The organism is Bacillus cihuensis, from assembly GCF_000504145.1.
GTDB lineage: Bacteria > Bacillota > Bacilli > Bacillales > DSM-1321 > Peribacillus > Peribacillus huizhouensis.
In genome coordinates this window covers 1,737,953-1,757,779 of sequence record NZ_KI632495.1, presented here as the reverse complement: position 1 = coordinate 1,757,779, position 19,827 = coordinate 1,737,953, and the positions used below count along the sequence as shown (strand labels likewise).

The window sequence follows — 19,827 nt, the reverse complement described above, 5'->3', positions numbered from 1 at the left end:
GTTAAACTGGGACAAAAAAGAGTGCTAAACAAGGTAAATAATTTCCCTGTATTCCGTCTATCCTAAAACAGATTGGGGGAATGACAGATGCATGATTATATCGAATTAAGTTTGAGGACCCTGTTTCTTTACATCGTCATTCTGATTATTTTTCGGATGATGGGGAAAAGAGAAGTAGGGGAGCTTAGTGTGTTGGATTTAGTCGTATTTATCATGATTGGGGAAATGGCAGTCGTTTCTATAGATAGATTGGATCAACCGATCATGTCTACGTTATTACCGATGATGATTTTATTAATCACGCAAATCACATTTGCTTATTTTTCATTAAAAAGCCTAAAATTCCGGAATCTTGTTGAAGGATCACCGACAGTCATTATTAGTAAAGGGAAAATTAATGAAAATGCGATGCGGAGTCAGCGCTATAATTTCGATGATTTACTGGCTCAGTTAAGATCACAAAATATTATTAATATTGGCGATGTCGAGTATGCAATATTAGAAACGTCTGGTGAGCTTTCTGTCATTGAAAAGTCTAAAGTAAAGAAATCGGCGAAAACGGGTCCTTTTCCACTTATTTTAGATGGCGAATTACAAGAAGATAATTTGACTTATATTAATCAAACGCCCGAGTGGCTCATGCAAGAGCTAGATAAAAAAGGATACACAAACATTAAGCACATTTCGTTTTGCAGCTATACGGACGGTCAATTGTTTATTGATGAAAAAAATAGCCCGGAGCATTAGCTAGCGCCAGGCAAGTCTTGCAAGCATATGGCCAATAACCGGAATCCGTTGCAGTTCGGTTTTCTTTATTTCTCCAAGAAGTAAAAGAAGCAAAGTGAATGTGACAACCATATTAACGCATGAAATCAACAGTCTTGGCAACAAAGGCTGAGAAATGACCAGTGTATAATACGAATAATGTCCACAAAGTCCAGTTAGCAGTGTAATGAATAGTGTCGATGCATATAAACGAAGATGGATCGTAACCGGGATGATTTTTAAAAGAGTTGTGAAATGTAGGAATGTGACTAATACAGTGCCTACGGCAATTCCGATTGTGGCACCCATGATGCCGAAACTTTCTTTTGAAGCAAGAAACCAAATAGCTGCAATTTTGACAATGGAACCGATTAAGCTGTTTACCATAGCCGCTTTGGCCAAATCGAGTGCCTGAAGCATCGACTGTAATGGCGTTTGAAAATAAAACAAGATGAAAAACGGGGCTAAAAATTTAATGAAAACAGCCGCATTATCAGATCCGTACATCATTTGTAAAATCGGTTCAGCCAGGACGAATAAAACGACAACAGCTAAGGCACCTGTTATTAAGGTAATTCGGATCGATTGCTGAAGCCTTCGCTCGATTAAATTAGTATCACCAACCGATCGAGCTTCGCTAATAGATGGGATTAGGGATGTTGCTAAGGACGCGGTCACGAAAGATGGCAACATTAATAAAGGTAAGGCATATCCGGCTAGTTCTCCATATTGTTTTGTCGCCATAGAAGCTGTTAATCCGGCAATGGCTAGGCTTTGAGCAACGACAATTGGCTCGAGAAACCAAGCGACATTTCCAATGAAGCGGCTACCGGTATTTGGTAAGGCAATACTCATCAATTCCTTAAGCGTTGATTTACTAGATGAAAAAACGGAAAAGAAATTTTTACGCATTTTAAAATGTTTTTTTATTTTAAACATCGTAAGTAAATAAACGAGTGAAACAAGTTCACCGATAATTGAAGCAAACATCGCACCAGCTGCTGCATATTCAATCCCATATGGCAGAAACGCTTTTGTCAAAACAGCAATGAAGGTAATCCGAGCAATTTGTTCAATCACTTGCGAAAACGCGAACGGCTTCATATTTTGCTTGCCTTGGAAGTAGCCTCGAATAACCGATGAAATAGCGATAATCGGCACAATTGGTGCAATAGCCATTAACGGCCACTCGGTACGATCATCTGTGAAAAGATGTTGACTTATCCAAGGAGCAAGTAAAATCATAGCTGGTGTGAAAATGAGTGATAAAGTAATCGTACAGGCAATTGAAACGACAAGGATTTTCTTTACTTTTCGTTCATCACCTTTAGCATTTGCTTCTGCAACATACTTGGAAATGGCTACGGGCAAGCCGAGTTGCGTAATATTGACGACAAGGAATAAAGTGGGAAGCGCCATCATGTATAAACCAACGCCCTCTTCACCGATGAAACGGGCAATTACGATTCGATTAATAAATCCAAGAATCCTCGTTATCAAGCTCGCACCAAGCAAAATGAGGGTTCCTTTTAAAAACTTCGACATGCCATTCATCCCTGCCTTCTCAAAAAAGCTAATATCATATACAATTATCTATATGAGAATGTGGACAAAGCATGACTTAGTCTTCTAAAAAGCAACGGAAAAATCAGCAAAATGATCCCATGGAGGTGTCACTAATGGAGAAACATCATCCCTATCAGCGCTATTTTATAAAAGTAAAGCCTGTTTTACGCAACAAAGTAGAAGAATTACGACTGTTCGGTTTAGATGAGGTGAACGAAAATGAACTATGGGGATGTCTTGTTTCGAAAAGATGGAAAAAACCAGAGCCAGATATACATATTCATGAAATTGTCCAAGACATCCTCACTCTTTCTTCTAACCAATATATGACCTATAAAATGATAGAAGCCTATACAGCACCCAATTTATTCGAGGAATTATCGAGTGAAGAGCTGAAAGAACTACTTAAAGATTAATGTTTTGTAAATGGGATAAACTTAAATTGACAGTAGTTTGTAATTGTTTCATAATAATGGTGTTGCAATTATTATGAAAATTTCTTGGAGAAATAGCGCTTTAAGCCTATTTTTTGATTAGGTACGTTATACGCTTTTCATCAACTACGAACAGGTTGAAACTTAGTTCGGGAGAACCCGTTTCTTTCGTGAGGATGCCGATAATACCGATCATTGAAACTATTGGGTAAGGCGTGTAATAGAAAGGGGTCCACAAATCAATGGTAAAAAGAAGTAGAATCGTTGCGTTTTTTCTCATCTTGTTATTAATTATCGCGACGATAGGTACCACTTCAAAAGGAATCTTGAGCAATATTAAGCTCGGTCTTGATCTTCAAGGTGGATTTGAGGTTCTGTATGAAGTAATACCAGGTGAAAATCAAAAGGTGACTCAAGATGTACTAAGTAGTACGGTAGAGTCTTTAAACCGAAGAGTGAATGTCCTTGGTGTTAGTGAACCAGTCATTTCAATTGAGGGAAAAAATAGAATTCGTGTGCAATTAGCTGGTGTTAAAGACCAGAATAAAGCCCGGGAAATTTTATCGACTCAAGCGAAGCTCACGTTCCGTGATTACAACGATAAATTGATGCTAACTGGTTCTGATTTAAAAGAAGGCGGAGCAAAGCCAACTTTTGATGAAAATAACACTCCTGCTGTATCTGTCACCTTAAAAGATAAAAATAAATTCAAAGAAGTGACGCAAAAAATTTCAGCTATGCCTCAAGGTACCAATCTTTTGGCAATTTGGCTTGATTTTGAAGAAGGAAAAGATTCCATCAAAGGAAATCAAGAGAATATGATCTCCGCACCTGCAGTATCCCAAGTATTTAATACAGATACGGTTCAGATTACTGGAAACTTCACAGTGAAAGAATCAAAAGAACTAGCTGATCTGTTAAATGCAGGTTCCCTGCCAGTTGAATTGAAAGAAGTATATTCAACATCAGTGGGGGCACAGTTTGGTGAGCAGGCATTAAATGAAACCATTCTTGCAGGAATCATCGGTATTCTGCTTATTTTCGTATTCATGTTAGGCTATTACCGATTCCCAGGCTTCATCGCGGTCGTGACTTTAGCTGTTTATATTTTCTTAACATTACTTGTGTTTGATTGGATGAACGCTGTCTTGACATTGCCAGGAATCGCTGCATTGATTCTCGGAGTTGGAATGGCTGTAGACGCGAATATTATTACATATGAACGGATTAAGGATGAAATCAAGCTTGGCCGCTCTGTGAAAGCTGCTGTAGCTGAAGGCACGAAAAACTCACTTAGCACGATTTTCGATGCCAACTTAACGACGCTACTTGCTGCAGGCGTATTGTTCTTTTATGGCACAAGCTCTGTTAAAGGATTCGCAACGACGCTTATCATCAGTATTTTAATGAGCTTTATTACAGCGGTTTATGGAACTCGCTTCTGTATGAACCTATGGGTGAACAGCAATATCTTTAACAAGCGCCCAGGCTGGTTTGGGGTAAACAAGAAACATATTCATGATCTTGCTGAAAAAATGGACCTATATCACTTGCCTACTCGTTTTGATAAACTTGATTTTGTTAAAACAAGAAAAATCTTTTACGGGCTATCAATTGGTGTAACGATCATCGGCATCATCTTCCTATTTGTTTTCGGCTTGAACCTTGGCATTGACTTCAGCAGTGGTACACGCATTGAAGTGTCTTCAGCTCAGCCGCTCACGAAAGAAGAAATTAAAGGTGAATTTGATTCTCTCAATCTGAAGACAGAAGATATAGTCCTTGCTGGTACAAATAATCAATCAGGTGTTGTCCGATTAAAAGGTGTCCTGACTAAACAAGAAATCGCTGACCTAAAAAGCCATTTCATCAAAAAGTATAAATCTGAGCCGAATGTCAGCACTGTTTCGCCAACAGTCGGTAAAGAACTTGCGAAAAATGCTTTGAAGGCTGTCTTGATTGCATCACTAGGTATCATCCTGTATGTTTCTGTTCGTTTTGAATGGAGAATGGGTGTACCAACGGTTATCGCGCTCCTGCATGATGCATTTTTCATCATAACCATATTCAGCTTACTGCAAATTGAAGTCGATCTAACCTTTATCGCAGCGGTACTGACGATCATCGGCTACTCGATCAATGATACGATCGTAACCTTTGACCGGATCCGGGAAAACCTACGTCATAAGAAGAAAATCAAGACAGTGGAAGAACTCGAAGAAATTACGAACATCAGTATCCGCCAAACATTAACACGCTCCATCAACACCGTATTAACCGTACTTGTTGCTGTTGTCGCCTTGTTAATCTTCGGTAGCGATGCAATTAGAAACTTCGCACTTGCACTCCTAATCGGAATGCTTTGCGGCGTATATTCTTCACTCTTCATTGCTTCTCAATTCTGGCTTGACTTGAAAGTAAAAGAACTGAAGAAAAAAGGAACACTCAACACAGAAAAAGCTAAAAAAGAAAATCTAGAAGGACAAGTATAATATGAAGGACCAGCGATTGTGCTGGTCCTTTATTTTGTTTTCTTCGTGAATTGATTGAATAAGGCTGTGGCACGCAAATCGTAAATCACGCACGAAACGTGTCCATTCCGGCATGAAAACCTTCCGAACTGGCACGTAAAGAGACGAACCAGGCACGCAAAATTGAATAGCGGCCCGTAAAGGTTTGATATGATACAGAACTAGACAATTTTCCACCTTATTTTGTAAAGATTAAATAGGGTTTTGCTATAATGAGTAGGATTTCCTTTGATTTTGTCGAATGATTTAGATAACAACATATAAGGAGTGATTTTTTGTTTATTAAAGAATGTAGACCTTCGCTAACATTAAGAAAAATGGAGGCTTTATTGCGAAGATTACCTTTAGAAGATCCGAAACGACCAATTATTGAGAATGATTATGGCAAGTATTTGGCTGGTTTTCGAGGTGAGCAGTCGCTCGTTTATACATTGAGTTTTTTGAATGAGAAACAATACCTGATTTTTCATGATATAAGACTGCCGATTAAAAATCATTTTTTTCAGATCGATTATTTAATTCTTTCCGCCAATTTTGCGTTAATTCTTGAAGTGAAGAATTATGTAGGGACGGTTTATTTTGATCCCCAGTTTGATCAATTAATCCGAACGACTCAACAGGACATCGAGGAAACCTTCCCGGATCCTGTTTCACAAGTAGAACAACACCGCTCCAATCTTCTAATATATCTTCATGAACAAAAACTCGGATCAATTCCAATTGAAACCCTCGTTATTTTTTCAAATCCTTATACTCAATTAAAAACAACCCAGGGAAATCATAAAATTACAAAAAAGGTTATTCATAAAGAGAAATTTCTGCACATTTTTCAAGGATTAGAGAATAAATATTCAAAAGAATTTCTGACACATAAAGCAATGAAGAAAGTGTCAAAAACTATTATGAAATCACATACACCACTGAATCAAGATTTATTATTGAAATATCAAATCCAAAGAGAAATCCTTATGAGTGGTGTTCATTGTCCAATCTGCTTTACACTGCCAATGGAAAAATTATTAGGTAAATGGAGATGCAATATTTGTGATCATCAATCAAGTAAAGCTCACATCCAATCTATCCAAGATTATGCACTACTTGTTGATACTAAAATTACGAATAGGGAGTTTCGCAATTTTCTCGATATACCTTCAGCATCGATTTCTGCAAAACTCCTTAACTCTATGAACCTCCCTAAAGAAGGCAAATCAAGAGCTGTTACATATCAACTTATTATTGATGAATAAGTATCTCATCATTTTAGGTCAAAATGTTTCTTTGGCACGCAAATCGTAAATCACGCACGAAACGTCCCTATTCCGGCACGAAAACCTTCCGAACTGGCACGTAAAGAGACGAATCCGGCACGCAAATTTGATTTGCGGCACGTAATAGATGAAAAGGAAGAAAAATCTATGCAGCGAGACCGGATGGAAACGAAATAAGTTTGAAACCCCTCGTCCTCTTTTGTATAATTATAGGATTGAGGGGTGAATGTATTGTTAAAGCCAAGAACTCGTTGGAATTTACAATCTGCTGATGAGCAGATTACGAATATGCTAGCAAAGGAACTTCATATAACACCTCTGGTTGCATCGCTATTGGTTAATCGAGGCTTCCAAACGGTTGAAGAAGCTCGCTCTTTTCTTTTTATAAAAAAACAAGCCTTTCACGATCCGTTTTTACTAAAAGGGATGGATCTGGCTGTTGAACGAATAAAAGCTGCCATAAATCAAGGCGAAAAAATTCGCATTTTCGGTGATTACGATGCGGACGGCGTTAGTTCGACGACCGTGATGATGGATACGTTGAATAAGCTTGGTGCGAATGTTGATTTTTACATTCCTAATCGATTTACGGAAGGGTACGGCCCGAATGAAATGGCCTTTCGATTAGCAGCGCAAGAAGGAGTAAAGCTATTAATTACGGTGGATACAGGGATTTCAGCTATTCACGAGTCCAAGATTGCGAAAGAGTTAGGCATCGATTACATTGTCACCGATCACCACGAACCAGGTGTGGAATTACCAGAAGCGTTGGCAATTATCCATCCTAAAATTGACGGAAACCCTTATCCATTCAAAGACTTGGCTGGAGTTGGCGTTGCCTTCAAGCTTGCACATGCGCTGCTTGGAGAACTGCCAGAGGACTTGCTTGAAATTGCAGCGATTGGAACGATTGCTGATCTTGTCCCGCTTCATGGGGAAAATCGCTTACTTGCAGCAAAGGGAATTGAACAGCTGCGTCAGACTAGACGTCCAGGACTCCTTGCACTTATGAAAAAAGCAAGCATCCAGCAGGACACGTTGAATGAAGAATCGATCGGGTTCGGCATGGCGCCGCGGATTAATGCTGCTGGACGACTCGGAGCAGCTGATCCTGCTGTAGATTTACTCATGGCAGAAGATATGGAAACGGCGGCTGATCTAGCGACAGAAATTGATGCAATGAATAAAGAACGGCAAGCGATTGTGGCTGAAATAGCCGAAGAAGCCATTCGTGAAGTAGAGGAAAACTATCCACCAGCCGATAATGGTGTCCTGATTATTGGGAAAGAAGGCTGGAATTCGGGCATCGTCGGTATTGTGGCATCCAAGCTTGTTGAGAAATTTTACCGCCCAACTATCGTGTTAAGTTATGACAGCGAAACAGGACTTGCAAAAGGGTCAGCTCGAAGTATCGAAGGCTTTGATTTATTTAAAAATCTAACCTTGTGCTCAGATATTCTACCTCACTTCGGGGGTCATCCAATGGCTGCAGGAATGACGTTGAAGCTCGATGATGTTTCAGATTTAAGAAACAGGTTGAACAAACTAGCGGCTGACCAATTAACAGAAGAAGATTTCACACCGATCACTAAGCTTGATGCGAAAACGGATCTTACCGAGGTGAGCATTCAAACCATTGAAGAAATGAGTCTGCTTGCTCCGTTCGGGATGAGCAATCCGAAACCTCGTGTTGTCATTGATAGCGTTGGTGTTACAGGGATTCGTAAAATAGGTTCGAACCAAAACCACTTGAAACTTCAACTTGATAATGGAACGGTCAAACTGGATGGAATCGGATTTGGAATCGGCAATTATGCTGATCATATTTCACCAAATGCGGAAGTTTCGGTAATAGGGGAATTAGGGATTAATGAATGGAATAATATGAAGAAACCGCAAATTTTTCTTCAAGATATTTCGGTTACGAATTGGCAGCTTTTCGATTACCGCGGCCTGAATAAGGTGGAAAAATGGCTTGAAGATGTGCCGAAGCAAAATCGTAAAGTCATTATTTTCTCAGAAACGACACTTAGTCGTTACCCATTTTTACAACAGGAACAAGGGTTTTTGCACATTCAGAATGAAGAAGAGGCAGCACAAGTTGATGTAAACGATTGTTCATTAATCTTAATGGATATGCCGCCGTATAAGTCTATTTTGGAAAAATTAATCGCAAACAAAGAACCTGCTCGGATTTATGTTCATCTGTACCATCAGCAAGAGAATTTTCTCAGCACGATGCCAACGCGCGAACATTTCAAATGGTTTTATGCTTTTTTAGCAAAAAAAGGCCCGCTTGATTTGAAACGACATGGTGATGATTTAGCGAAATATCGCGGTTGGTCACGAGATACGATTGATTTTATCTCACAGGTGTTTTTTGAACTAGATTTTGTTACAATAGAGAATGGGTTAATTATGCTCACAAACAATGCGAATAAACGCGACTTGAGCGAATCAGAATCATATGCACGTAAGAAAGAGCAATTTGAGCTTGAACGCGAGCTTGTTTATTCTTCCTATCAGCAGTTATTCGATTGGTTCAATCATTTAGTTCATAAGGCTCAAAGCCTTGAGGAGGAAACAAAGCAATGGATTTAAAGCAGTTTATCACGATTGTACCTGACTGGCCGAAACCAGGGATCTCATTTAAAGACATCTCAAGTCTTATGGAGAACGGCGAAGCGTATCGTTACGCAACAGATCAAATCGTTGAATATGCGAAAGACAAACAAATTGACATCGTTGTAGGACCGGAAGCACGTGGCTTCATTATTGGTTGCCCAGTAGCCTACTCACTTGGTGTCGGTTTTGCACCAGTTCGTAAAGAAGGGAAACTGCCACGCGAAACGATTAAAGTTGAATACGGCTTAGAGTACGGCAAAGACGTATTAACGATGCATAAAGATGTTATTAAACCAGGACAACGTGTACTAATTACAGACGACCTGCTTGCAACGGGCGGAACGATTGAAGCAACGATCAAGCTTGTTGAAGAACTTGGTGGTGTAGTTGCAGGAATTGCCTTCTTAATTGACTTAACATACTTAGAAGGAAGAAGTAAGTTAGAAGGTTATGACGTGTTAACTTTAATGAGCTACTAAAACGAGAGAATATTTCCAAGGGTCAGACCTCACTGTGAAAATGTGAAGTCGGCCCTTTTTATTATGGATATATTGTAAAGAAACGGTGAATATTGTCGTTACCAATTAAAAACACCTCGAATTATGCAGAAAATACTGTCTTAGCTCTTTACATATGGCTTCTTTTTCTTGATAATAGATACAATACTAATTTTCTGTTTTCTGGACGTAAATAGCGGAAGATCTTGACTTCCAATTGTAATACATGTCACTTTTTGCTGAATACCTGTACCTTCCATTTTGTCTTGTAGAAAGATGAAGCATCAGCGGCAGCACTAAATGTGGCTATTTTTTATTAACCTGATTCGAAAAAACCTTTTGATAGGCGATTCTGCTGGGTAAAGTGGGGTAAAGATGATACGATGGCAAATGATCAAATTTTAACAGCTGAACAGGTTGTTGAACGGGCAAGTAACTATCTTCAACAGGATGAGACAGACTTTATTTATCGTGCCTATAAATTTGCGGAGCACGCTCACAGAGAGCAGTTTCGTAAATCAGGCGAGCCGTATATTATTCATCCCATTCAAGTTGCAGGCATTTTAACAGAACTTGAGATGGATCCTTCGACCATTGCAGGTGGATTTTTGCACGATGTAGTGGAGGATACCGAAGTGACGTTGAAAGATATCGAAACGCAGTTTGGTGAAGAAGTGGCGATGCTTGTTGATGGTGTAACTAAGCTCGGTAAAATTAAATATAAATCACAAGAAGAGCAACAGGCCGAGAATCATAGGAAGATGTTCGTGGCCATGGCTCAAGATATTCGAGTAATCTTAATTAAACTAGCTGACCGTCTTCATAACATGAGAACGTTAAAGCATCTTCCACATGAAAAGCAACGGCGGATTTCCAACGAAACATTGGAAATATTTGCACCGCTCGCTCACCGTCTTGGGATTAGTACGATAAAATGGGAGCTTGAGGATACAGCGCTTCGATATTTGAATCCTCAGCAATATTACCGTATCGTAAATTTAATGAAGAAAAAGCGGGCCGAACGTGAAGAATACTTAGATGAAGTCATTCAGGAAGTACGCAAAGAAGTAGATGAAGTGAAAATCAAAGCGGATATTTCTGGTCGACCGAAACATATATACAGCATTTACCGCAAGATGGCCATGCAAAACAAGCAATTCAGTGAAATCTATGATTTGCTTGCTGTACGGATTGTCGTCAATAGCATTAAAGATTGTTATGCCGTGCTTGGTATTATCCATACATGCTGGAAACCGATGCCAGGCCGCTTCAAAGATTATATCGCGATGCCGAAACAAAATATGTATCAATCGCTGCATACGACGGTGATCGGTCCAAAAGGCGATCCGCTGGAAGTGCAAATTCGTACGTCCGAAATGCATCGAATTGCAGAATACGGGATTGCTGCACACTGGGCGTATAAAGAAGGCAAAGAAATTGATGAGCAATCTTCATTAGAAGAAAAACTCACCTTTTTCCGTGAAATTCTTGAATTCCAGGACGATGCGACGAATGCTGAAGAATTTATCGAATCATTGAAGATTGATTTATTCTCAGATATGGTGTTTATTTTTACCCCAAAAGGCGATGTGATTGAGCTGCCATCTGGATCGAATCCGATTGACTTTGCTTATCGCATTCACTCAGAGATCGGCAATAAGACGATAGGAGCTAAAGTAAATGGCAAGATGGTCCCGCTTGATAACAAGCTGAAAACAGGCGATATCATTGAAATTCTAACGTCTAAGCATTCCTATGGACCAAGTCCAGATTGGTTGAAGCTCACGCAAACCTCACAGGCAAAAAATAAAATTCGACAATTTTTTAAAAAGCAACGTCGGGAAGAAAATATCGATAAAGGCCGCGAAATGGTCGAGAAGGAAATTAAAGCTTTGGATTTTGAGTTAAAAGAAATCTTAACTCAAGAAAACATCAAACGTGTTGCTGAAAAATTTAATTTCTCTAACGAAGAAGACATGTATGCGGCTGTTGGCTATAACGGCATCACGGCTGCACAAATTACCACTAGGCTTACCGAGAAATTGCGGAAACAGAAAGAAATGGAACAAGGGCCAACGATTACCGAAGCTGTTTCTGAACTTAAAACGATTCATAAATCGAAAAAACGGGAATCTGGTGTTCGCGTAGCAGGCATTGATAATCTATTAATTCGTTTATCAAAATGCTGTAATCCAGTTCCAGGCGACGAAATTGTCGGCTTCATTACGAAAGGCCGTGGGGTTTCTGTTCACAGAAGAGATTGTACCAATCTAAACACGAGCGAAGCAGAAAACCGTCTCATCCCGGTTGAGTGGGAAGGAAATCTGAATGATCGCAAAGAATACAATGTAGATATTGAAATTAGCGGCTATGACCGTCGCGGTTTATTGAACGAGGTGCTACAAGCGGTCTATGAAACGAAAACGGACATCACGGCTGTATCTGGTAAGTCGGATCGCAACAAAGTAGCGACGATCAATATGTCCATTGCGATCCAAAATATTAGTCATCTGCAGAAGGTCGTCGAACGAGTGAAGCAAATTTCCGATATTTATTCAGTTAGAAGAATCATGAACTAAGGAGTTATCACCATGCGTGTTGTTGTACAGCGTTCTAAAGCAGCAAGAGTACTTGTGAATCATGAAACAATTGGTAGCATCGACCATGGTCTTGTTTTACTGGTCGGTGTTACACATGGCGACACAGCGGAAGACGCCGCATACCTCGCTGAAAAAATTGCTAATCTCCGTATTTTTGAAGATGAAAACGAGAAAATGAATCATTCCCTACTCGACGTAGGTGGTTCAATCCTCTCTATTTCACAATTCACCTTATACGGCGATTGCAAAAAAGGCCGCCGCCCGAACTTCATGGACGCCGCTCGTCCAGATGAAGCGAACGCCATTTACGAACTTTTCAACGAAGAATTTCGTAAGCGAAACATCCGCATTGAAACAGGCCAATTCGGAGCTAATATGCAAGTCGAGCTTACCAATGATGGCCCGGTAACCTTGATTGTTGAGAGTAAATAAGAAAGTAGACCAAAGCTGGTTTGCTTTCTTTTTTTTGACATTTTCCGGTTATGTTTCATAGTTTAGCCTCCAAGTTGATAGACGCTTACCAAATAGAGGAGAACTTCTTTCCAGGTGTTGCTCATTTACATATTGCGATCCGGAGCGCAAACTGAAAAAAGATGCGTCCTTTTTATCCGTTACGTGCCGCAAATCAGATTTGCGTGCCGGATTCGTCTCTTTACGTGCGAGAATGGGATCCTTTCGCGCCGGAGTCTCTACTTATCGAGCGCGATCCGAGATTTACATGCCAGCACCCCATTTAGGAAGAGGAAAGAACAGTTTTGAACATAACCAAAAAACGTGCCCGGAGTAGGCACGTCTAACTTCATTTTATTTAAAAAACGTCATTAATCCATTATGAATAGCAGTAGTTACCTTTTCTTGATATGCACCTGAGGTGATTTTAACTTCCTCAATTGGATTACTTAAATAGCCGAGTTCGAGTAGGACTGCGTTTTGGTCATTTTCTCGTAAAACGTGATAGTCGCCGAAACGATATCCGCGATTATTAATTTTCAAGCTTGAGCTTAGGGCATCGTCAAGTACTTTGGCAAGCGGCATTTGATAGGAATGATAGTAATATGTCGTAAAGCCGTTAATTCTTGTATCTTCAGTCGCATCGTAATGGATGCTAATATAGGCATCTGCCGCGTTTAGTTGTGAAATCCCGACCCGAGCTGGCAGTGTGATGTACGCATCAAGGCTGCGCGTTAATATAACGTTTGCTCCTGCTTGTTCTAGCTTTGCCTGAAGCATCCGAGCTGTTCGTAACGTTAAATCTTTTTCCATTGTACCGCCTACGCCAATCGTACCTGGATCGCTTCCGCCATGGCCTGGGTCAAGGACAATCACTTTACCGGCGAGATTTTTTTCTATACCGGATTGTTTACTTTGTTGGGCTTGTCCATCCGTTGAAACGAGCCAGCCTGCCACATAAGCCGTCTGTTCTGCGAGCTGGATTTTGTACCAGTCATTTTCCACGCCGAGGACGGAAAAAGTTTCGCCCTTATTTGCACGAGCGAGTAAGGTAGTATTTGTATCTGGACCACTTCGCAAACTAGTACCATCACGAAGTATGACGATCGTGGAACTAGTAGGTTTTTCTTCCTTTATAGGTACGGTTTGAACCGATTTTCCTGGCTGTTGCAAATACCGAGTCGCAACCCAACCGGTTTTTCCAGATTCATATTGGATTTTTGCCATGTCGTTTCGCTCTTGCAAAATAGTGAAGGAATCCCCTTGATGAACAGTCGCAATGATTTCTCCATCGGTCGTAGCAAATTTCCGAACAACTAGTTCAGACGCGGTTACAGTGGCTTTTTCTTCACCGTCGATTGCAATGAATGATGTATTTACCCAACCACTTTCGCCATTCAAGGTAATTTTCCCCCACTCACCTTGAATGTCTTCGAATGAAATAGTCGCATCTTTTTTTAGTTTGCCAATTACTCTCCCGTCCTTAGAAGCAGATGCACGGACATTGAGATTGTTCGTTAAGGCAATTCCTGTCGCTTTAACAGGTTGTACGTTGGTAACTTTATTTTCAGTTCTACCCGCTTGGATAAAATCGGCAGATATCCATCCAGAAATCGTCTCGTTTTTAAAATGGATCCAATTATTATCTCGATCTAGGATGCTAATTTCAGTGCCACTATTTATATAACCTGTTTCTTCAAAAGTCGTGCCAGGGCCTTTGCGGATCCGTACATGATCAGACGTTACCGTTGCTTTTTCAAGACGCTTTGCACGTTCCGCTTGATCGGCAACAAGATAGCCTGCAATCCAGCCCGATTTGTTTTCACCAAGTTTAATTTCCAGCCAATCATTCTCCTCAGAAACGACCTGATACGTACTTCCTCGGTAAACTTCTTCTACAACCGGGAAACTTAAAGCCGGACCTTCCCGTACATTGATCACTTCTGTATTGACAGTGATGTCTGAGTTACTTTGACCATATACAGGTTGGATCGAAAAACCACTTGATGTAAGAAGAGCTGCTGTCAGAATCCCGGCGATATATGTTTTAGTTTTCATGTCTTCCTCCTCGTTGAAAAATCGTCTAGCAATAAATAATTCTACTTTTTCATAAAAATTCCTGTTTATTTAGGAAGAAAACTTGGAGGTTTGGGTAAAACTAAGAAAAAAGCAGGAGGGATGAATGATGAAATTTAGTGAAAAAGGGCAATTAAGCCTAGACCCAGCCAATCAACTTTCCGGTGTCGATTTCCGAGATCATTTACAAAAAGAACAAGATTCAACAATGTTTGAACTTGCATCAGAATATGGCTTAAATCAGCGAGAGGTACAAAAATTGAAAAAAAAGCTCGGTGGCCGTTAGTCTCTTTCTATTGGGAAATAATATGGCGGTATTGACAAGACTAGGTATAGTCCTTATTATTAATGAAGTATATGAGTAGAATTATTATAGTTTTTATACATATAAACAACCAATGATGAAGAAAAGTAATTAAGAACCACATGAAAAGAGAAGAAATGCCTTAGGCTGAAAGCATTTCTACATGATGCCTTAATGAAGAACACTTCTGAGGTTTCACTCTGAAAAAATTTTTTAGTAAGAGATGAACGTAGGACAGGCGTTAACTGTTTTTTAAGTGGAAGCATAATGATATGTTTCAATAAGGGTGGCACCACGGGAATTTCAACTCTCGTCCCTTGTAGCAGCAATGTTACAAGGGATGGGAGTTTTTTGTTTATTAAATGTGAATTTACATAATTTTTTAAGGGGGATCTCTCATGAGCATTCAAATTCCAAGAGGTACGCAAGATTTGCTTCCGGGTACAACGGAGATTTGGCAATATATCGAGAAAACGGCGCGTGATTTATGCCGTCGCTATCAATATAAAGAAATCAGAACACCGATTTTTGAGCACACAGAATTGTTTTTACGCAGTGTCGGTGATACGACAGATATCGTTCAAAAGGAAATGTATACATTCAAAGACCGTGGCGATCGGGACTTGACGTTACGTCCGGAGGGAACGGCTGCTGTAGTTCGTTCGTATATCGAGAATAAAATGTTCGGTCTTCCGAATCAGCCGGTAAAATTATATTATATCGGGCCGATGTTCCGTTATGAGCGTCCGCAGGCAGGCCGTTTCCGTCAATTCGTGCAGTTCGGAATTGAAGCGTTAGGAAGTAAGGATCCGGCGATTGATGCTGAAGTATTGGCTCTTTCCATGGGACTGTATAAAGAGCTTGGTTTGAAAAAGTTGAAGCTTGTGATTAACAGTCTTGGCGACAAAGAAAGTCGAACGGCTCACCGTAATGCTTTGGTCGACCATTTTAAACCGCGGATTAGCGAGTTTTGTAGTGATTGCCAAAGTCGTTTGGAGAAAAATCCATTGCGTATTTTGGATTGTAAAAAAGACCGTGATCATGAATTGATGAAAACAGCACCGTCGATTCTTGAATATTTAAATGAAGAATCACGTGTGTATTTTGAAAAAGTTCAAAAGCATTTGACAGACCTTGGCATTGAATTTGTCGTTGATCCGACCCTTGTACGTGGTTTAGATTATTACAATCATACGGCATTTGAAATTATGAGTGAAGCGGAAGGATTCGGTGCGATTACAACGCTTTGCGGCGGTGGCCGTTACAATGGCTTAGCTGAAGAAATCGGCGGTCCTGAAACGCCTGGAATCGGCTTTGCCCTAAGTATTGAGCGACTAATTGCGGCACTTCAAGCGGAAAACGTTGAACTGCCGATTGAGCAAGGCATCGACTGCTACCTCGTTTCCATGGGCGATGCAGCGAAAGATTACACGGTAAAACTAGCGTATCAATTACGCGAAGCAGGTTTTACAGTGGAAAAAGATTACAGCGATCGGAAAGTGAAGGCGCAATTTAAATCTGCCGATCGACTAGAAGCGAAATTCGTGGCTGTACTTGGTGACGATGAGCTTGAAAAAGGAAAAATTAATGTAAAAAATATGGCGACCGGTGAACAGGTTGAATATGAACTAGCTACATTTGTTGCTGAATTTAAGAAGCTTTACGCTTAAGGAGGAAATAGAATGTTTGGGAGAAGTTATTTTTGTGGTGAAGTAACTGAAACAGCAGTTGGCGAACAAGTTACATTAAAAGGTTGGGTCCAAAAACGACGCGACCTAGGCGGTTTGATATTTATTGATCTTAGAGATCGATCTGGGGTTGTCCAAGTTGTCTTTAATCCTGACATATCAAAAGATGCATTAGCGGTTGCGGATAAAATTCGTACCGAATATGTTGTCGATATACAAGGGAAAGTCGTGACCCGTGACGAAAGCAACGTCAACAACAATATTACAACAGGTAAGATTGAAGTTTTGGCAGAAGCGATCACGATTATTAATGAAGCAAAAACAACACCGTTTGCAATTACTGATAAAACAGAAGTGTCAGAAGACCTTCGTCTGAAATATCGTTACTTGGATCTACGTCGTCCGGTTATGTTTGAAACATTGAAAATGCGTCACCAAACGACGAAAGCTGTTCGTGAATACTTAGATGGTGAAGGTTTTCTTGATATTGAAACACCGATTTTAACAAAAAGCACACCAGAAGGGGCACGTGACTATTTAGTTCCTAGCCGTGTTCATGACGGAGAATTCTATGCATTGCCTCAATCTCCACAGCTTTTCAAACAAATGCTGATGGTATCTGGCGTTGAACGTTATTATCAAATCGCCCGCTGTTTCCGTGATGAAGACTTACGTGCCGACAGACAGCCTGAATTTACACAAATCGATATTGAAACAAGCTTTATGAGCCAAGAAGACATTATGAACATGGCAGAAGCTATGATGTCAAAAGTCATGAAAGATGTAAAAGGAATCGACATCACCTTACCACTGCCACGCATGAAATATGAAGAAGCGATGAGCCGTTATGGATCAGACAAACCAGATACTCGTTTTGCTATGGAATTAATTGATGTATCTGAACTTGTGAAAGATAGTGGATTTAAAGTATTCTCTGGTGCCATTGCAAATGGTGGACAAGTAAAAGCTTTAAATGTAAAAGCTGGTGCAGCTGATTATTCACGTAAAGACATTGATGCACTTGGCGAATTTGCTGCTGTATACGGAGCAAAAGGACTTGCTTGGCTGAAAGTGGAAGAAGATGGCTTAAAAGGACCAATCGCAAAATTCTTCACAGAAGAAGACCAAGCACAATTAAGTTCAATTGTTGAAGCAGAAACAGGCGATCTTCTTCTTTTCGTTGCTGATAAGAAAAATGTTGTCGCGGATGCACTTGGTTCACTACGAATTAAGCTTGGAAAAGACAGAGGCTTAATCGACAATAGCCAATTCAATTTCCTTTGGGTTACCGACTGGCCATTGCTTGAGTATGATGAAGAAGCGGGACGCTATTTCGCAGCTCACCATCCATTCACAATGCCTTTCCGTGAAGACCTAGAAATGCTTGAAACAGACCCAGCAAGTGTACGTGCCCAAGCGTATGACCTAGTTTTAAATGGTTACGAATTAGGTGGCGGTTCATTACGTATTTTCGAACGCAATGTCCAAGAAAAAATGTTCAAGGCGCTCGGCTTTAGTGAAGAAGAAGCAAAAGAACAATTCGGCTTCTTATTAGAAGCATTCGAATACGGTACACCTCCACATGGCGGGATCGCATTAGGACTAGACCGTCTTGTGATGCTATTGGCAGGCCGTACAAACTTACGTGACACCATTGCCTTCCCGAAAACTGCAAGTGCGTCAGACATGCTTACACAAGCTCCAGGTGTAGTAAGCAAGGCCCAACTTGATGAATTACATTTGTCAATTGTTGGGGAAAAACAAGAATAAATTCCTAGATAAATAATCTTGTAAGTGAATATTCAGTATGTTATGATGATTCCAACAAGTAAGAGTCCTGATGTGTTCGTTCTTTAACCGATAAGTTTTGACCGAACACTTATTGTTTTGGGAGCCCAGGTTTCTGCCCTACGCAAATGCCTCCATGAAAGAGGACTTGCCAACGATCAGAACAGCGCACCCACCTGCGAAGAGCGGGTTCAAAACAAAGGCGTAAACGGCACAATCGGGCCTCTTACTTCATAACATTAGATGATTAACCCTGCTCCATAGGAGTGGGGTTTTTTGTATGGATTTTTAATAGTCGTAAAGAAATTAGCTTTGGCGCGCAATTTGAAATCCGGCCCGTAATGATGGTTTATGCATGGCTCTGGCCGTTATGACTTAGCTAGCATAGCTAGTACCGAAATACTTAGCATCGGGGTTCATAAAAAAATAGTAATTAAGTGGTTGAACCGTAGAGATTTAAGCTCCGGCGCGAAAATCGCCAATCTCGCTCGAAAAGTGATGATTTCGGCACGAAAGAGCTCCGTTCCGGACCGAAAAGAAGCCAAACCGGCATGTAAATTTGAAATCCGGCCCGTACTGATGGTTTGTGCATGTGCATTAGCTGATGTGCCGTAGCTAACATAACTGGGACAGCATCGGGGTTCATAAAAAAATAGTAATTAAGTGGTTGAACCGTAGAGATTTAAGCTCCGGCGCGAAAATCGCCAATCTCGCTCGAAAAGTGATGATTTCGGCACGAAAGAGCTCCGTTCCGGACCGAATTGAAGCCAAACCGGCACGTAAATTTGAAATCCGGCCCGTAATGATGGTTTGTGCATGTGCATTAGCTGATGTGCCATAGCTAACATAACTGGGACAGCAACGGGGTTCATAAAAAAATAGTAATTAAGTGGTTGAACCGTAGAGATTTAAGCTCCGGCGCGAAAATCGCCAATCTCGCTCGAAAAGTGATGATTTCGGCACGAAAGAGCTCCGTTCCGGACCGAAAAGAAGCCAAATCGGCACGTAAATTTGATATCCGGCACGTAAAGACGGTTTGTGCATGCGCTCTGGCCGATGTGCCGTAGCTAACATAGGTGGAACCGAAATACTTAGAATCGGGCTTATATAAAATAATTCATTACGGGCAGGTTTATAGAAAGAGTTGAGATTTTTCTAGGGTAACCAACAAAAGATTTAATTTTTTTTCAAAAAAGCAAACTTTTCATGGCTAACTAAGGTATGTAGTGTAAAGG

14 protein-coding genes, 1 other RNA gene and 1 other annotated feature are annotated in these 19,827 nt (G+C 40.5%); of the genes, 13 read left to right on the top strand and 2 right to left on the bottom strand.

Annotation, left to right across the window (positions count from 1 at the left end; all coding sequences use genetic code 11):
• Positions 1-87: 87 nt before the first annotated feature.
• A complete protein-coding gene (locus V179_RS0114235) occupies positions 88-747 on the top strand; it encodes a DUF421 domain-containing protein (RefSeq protein WP_028392058.1) in 660 nt (219 codons plus the stop codon).
• Here the strand turns inward: V179_RS0114235 and spoVB are convergent, their stop codons facing one another.
• Positions 748-2,310 (bottom strand): stage V sporulation protein B, encoded by a 1,563-nt coding sequence (spoVB, locus tag V179_RS0114230; protein WP_028392057.1) that lies wholly within the window; start codon positions 2,308-2,310, stop codon positions 748-750.
• Positions 2,311-2,444: 134 nt separating this feature from the next.
• On the opposite strand from spoVB, the gene V179_RS0114225 reads away from it, so the two are divergent.
• From V179_RS0114225 to dtd, 7 genes are all read left to right on the top strand, one after another.
• The gene (locus tag V179_RS0114225; protein ID WP_028392056.1) at positions 2,445-2,747 is read left to right on the top strand and encodes a post-transcriptional regulator; all 303 of its coding nucleotides are present in this window, start codon (positions 2,445-2,447) and stop codon (positions 2,745-2,747) included.
• 260 nt (positions 2,748-3,007) lie between these two features.
• A complete protein-coding gene (gene secDF / locus V179_RS0114220; RefSeq protein WP_028392055.1) occupies positions 3,008-5,257 on the top strand; it encodes a protein translocase subunit SecDF in 2,250 nt (749 codons plus the stop codon).
• A gap of 368 nt (positions 5,258-5,625) precedes the next feature.
• A complete protein-coding gene (locus tag V179_RS0114215; protein WP_161632348.1) occupies positions 5,626-6,543 on the top strand; it encodes a nuclease-related domain-containing protein in 918 nt (305 codons plus the stop codon).
• 252 nt (positions 6,544-6,795) lie between these two features.
• Positions 6,796-9,165 carry a single-stranded-DNA-specific exonuclease RecJ gene (recJ, locus tag V179_RS0114210; RefSeq protein WP_028392053.1) on the top strand — a complete coding sequence of 790 codons (2,370 nt, stop codon included), beginning with the start codon at positions 6,796-6,798 and terminating at the stop codon, positions 9,163-9,165.
• Positions 9,156-9,668: an adenine phosphoribosyltransferase gene (locus V179_RS0114205; RefSeq protein ID WP_028392052.1), complete on the top strand. Its 513-nt coding sequence runs from the start codon at positions 9,156-9,158 to the stop codon at positions 9,666-9,668. Before recJ ends, V179_RS0114205 begins: the two co-directional genes overlap by 10 nt.
• A 401-nt stretch (positions 9,669-10,069) precedes the next feature.
• Positions 10,070-12,265 carry a RelA/SpoT family protein gene (locus V179_RS0114200; protein ID WP_028392051.1) on the top strand — a complete coding sequence of 732 codons (2,196 nt, stop codon included), beginning with the start codon at positions 10,070-10,072 and terminating at the stop codon, positions 12,263-12,265.
• Positions 12,266-12,277: 12 nt separating this feature from the next.
• Positions 12,278-12,718: a D-aminoacyl-tRNA deacylase gene (dtd, locus tag V179_RS0114195; RefSeq protein ID WP_028392050.1), complete on the top strand. Its 441-nt coding sequence runs from the start codon at positions 12,278-12,280 to the stop codon at positions 12,716-12,718.
• Between the two features lie 372 nt (positions 12,719-13,090).
• Here the strand turns inward: dtd and V179_RS0114190 are convergent, their stop codons facing one another.
• Entirely contained in the window at positions 13,091-14,794 is a 1,704-nt protein-coding gene (locus tag V179_RS0114190) for an SH3 domain-containing protein (protein ID WP_051404965.1), read from the bottom strand.
• A 127-nt stretch (positions 14,795-14,921) separates the two neighbouring features.
• Between V179_RS0114190 and V179_RS31335 the strand changes: the two genes are divergently transcribed.
• From V179_RS31335 to V179_RS0114170, 5 genes are all read left to right on the top strand, one after another.
• Positions 14,922-15,098, top strand: coding sequence for a hypothetical protein (locus tag V179_RS31335; RefSeq protein WP_028392048.1), 177 nt, complete (start codon positions 14,922-14,924; stop codon positions 15,096-15,098).
• Positions 15,099-15,201: 103 nt separating this feature from the next.
• Positions 15,202-15,437: a binding site (T-box leader), on the top strand.
• 77 nt (positions 15,438-15,514) lie between these two features.
• On the top strand, positions 15,515-16,786 hold the full coding sequence (hisS, locus tag V179_RS0114180) for a histidine--tRNA ligase (protein WP_028392047.1): 1,272 nt from the start codon (positions 15,515-15,517) through the stop codon (positions 16,784-16,786).
• A 12-nt stretch (positions 16,787-16,798) separates the two neighbouring features.
• Entirely contained in the window at positions 16,799-18,574 is a 1,776-nt protein-coding gene (gene aspS, locus V179_RS0114175; protein ID WP_028392046.1) for an aspartate--tRNA ligase, read from the top strand.
• A gap of 61 nt (positions 18,575-18,635) precedes the next feature.
• Positions 18,636-18,820, top strand: a non-coding RNA gene (gene ssrS / locus V179_RS30115) — 6S RNA.
• 123 nt (positions 18,821-18,943) lie between these two features.
• Complete coding sequence (locus V179_RS0114170) at positions 18,944-19,207, top strand: hypothetical protein (RefSeq protein ID WP_028392045.1); 264 nt, start codon at positions 18,944-18,946, stop codon at positions 19,205-19,207.
• The last annotated feature ends 620 nt before the right edge of the window (positions 19,208-19,827 follow it).

What these genes read in the sequence shown, in the direction of transcription:
- spoVB (WP_028392057.1), bottom strand. Translation starts at nt 2,310, where the DNA reads ATGTCGAAGTTTTTAAAAGGAACCCTCATTTTGCTTGGTGCGAGCTTG.
- V179_RS0114225 (WP_028392056.1), top strand. Translation starts at nt 2,445, where the DNA reads ATGGAGAAACATCATCCCTATCAGCGCTATTTTATAAAAGTAAAGCCT.
- V179_RS31335 (WP_028392048.1), top strand. Translation starts at nt 14,922, where the DNA reads ATGAAATTTAGTGAAAAAGGGCAATTAAGCCTAGACCCAGCCAATCAA.
- V179_RS0114170 (WP_028392045.1), top strand. Translation starts at nt 18,944, where the DNA reads ATGCATGGCTCTGGCCGTTATGACTTAGCTAGCATAGCTAGTACCGAA.
- secDF (WP_028392055.1), top strand. Translation starts at nt 3,008, where the DNA reads ATGGTAAAAAGAAGTAGAATCGTTGCGTTTTTTCTCATCTTGTTATTA.
- dtd (WP_028392050.1), top strand. Translation starts at nt 12,278, where the DNA reads ATGCGTGTTGTTGTACAGCGTTCTAAAGCAGCAAGAGTACTTGTGAAT.
- V179_RS0114235 (WP_028392058.1), top strand. Translation starts at nt 88, where the DNA reads ATGCATGATTATATCGAATTAAGTTTGAGGACCCTGTTTCTTTACATC.
- hisS (WP_028392047.1), top strand. Translation starts at nt 15,515, where the DNA reads ATGAGCATTCAAATTCCAAGAGGTACGCAAGATTTGCTTCCGGGTACA.
- V179_RS0114200 (WP_028392051.1), top strand. Translation starts at nt 10,070, where the DNA reads ATGGCAAATGATCAAATTTTAACAGCTGAACAGGTTGTTGAACGGGCA.
- V179_RS0114190 (WP_051404965.1), bottom strand. Translation starts at nt 14,794, where the DNA reads ATGAAAACTAAAACATATATCGCCGGGATTCTGACAGCAGCTCTTCTT.
- V179_RS0114205 (WP_028392052.1), top strand. Translation starts at nt 9,156, where the DNA reads ATGGATTTAAAGCAGTTTATCACGATTGTACCTGACTGGCCGAAACCA.
- aspS (WP_028392046.1), top strand. Translation starts at nt 16,799, where the DNA reads ATGTTTGGGAGAAGTTATTTTTGTGGTGAAGTAACTGAAACAGCAGTT.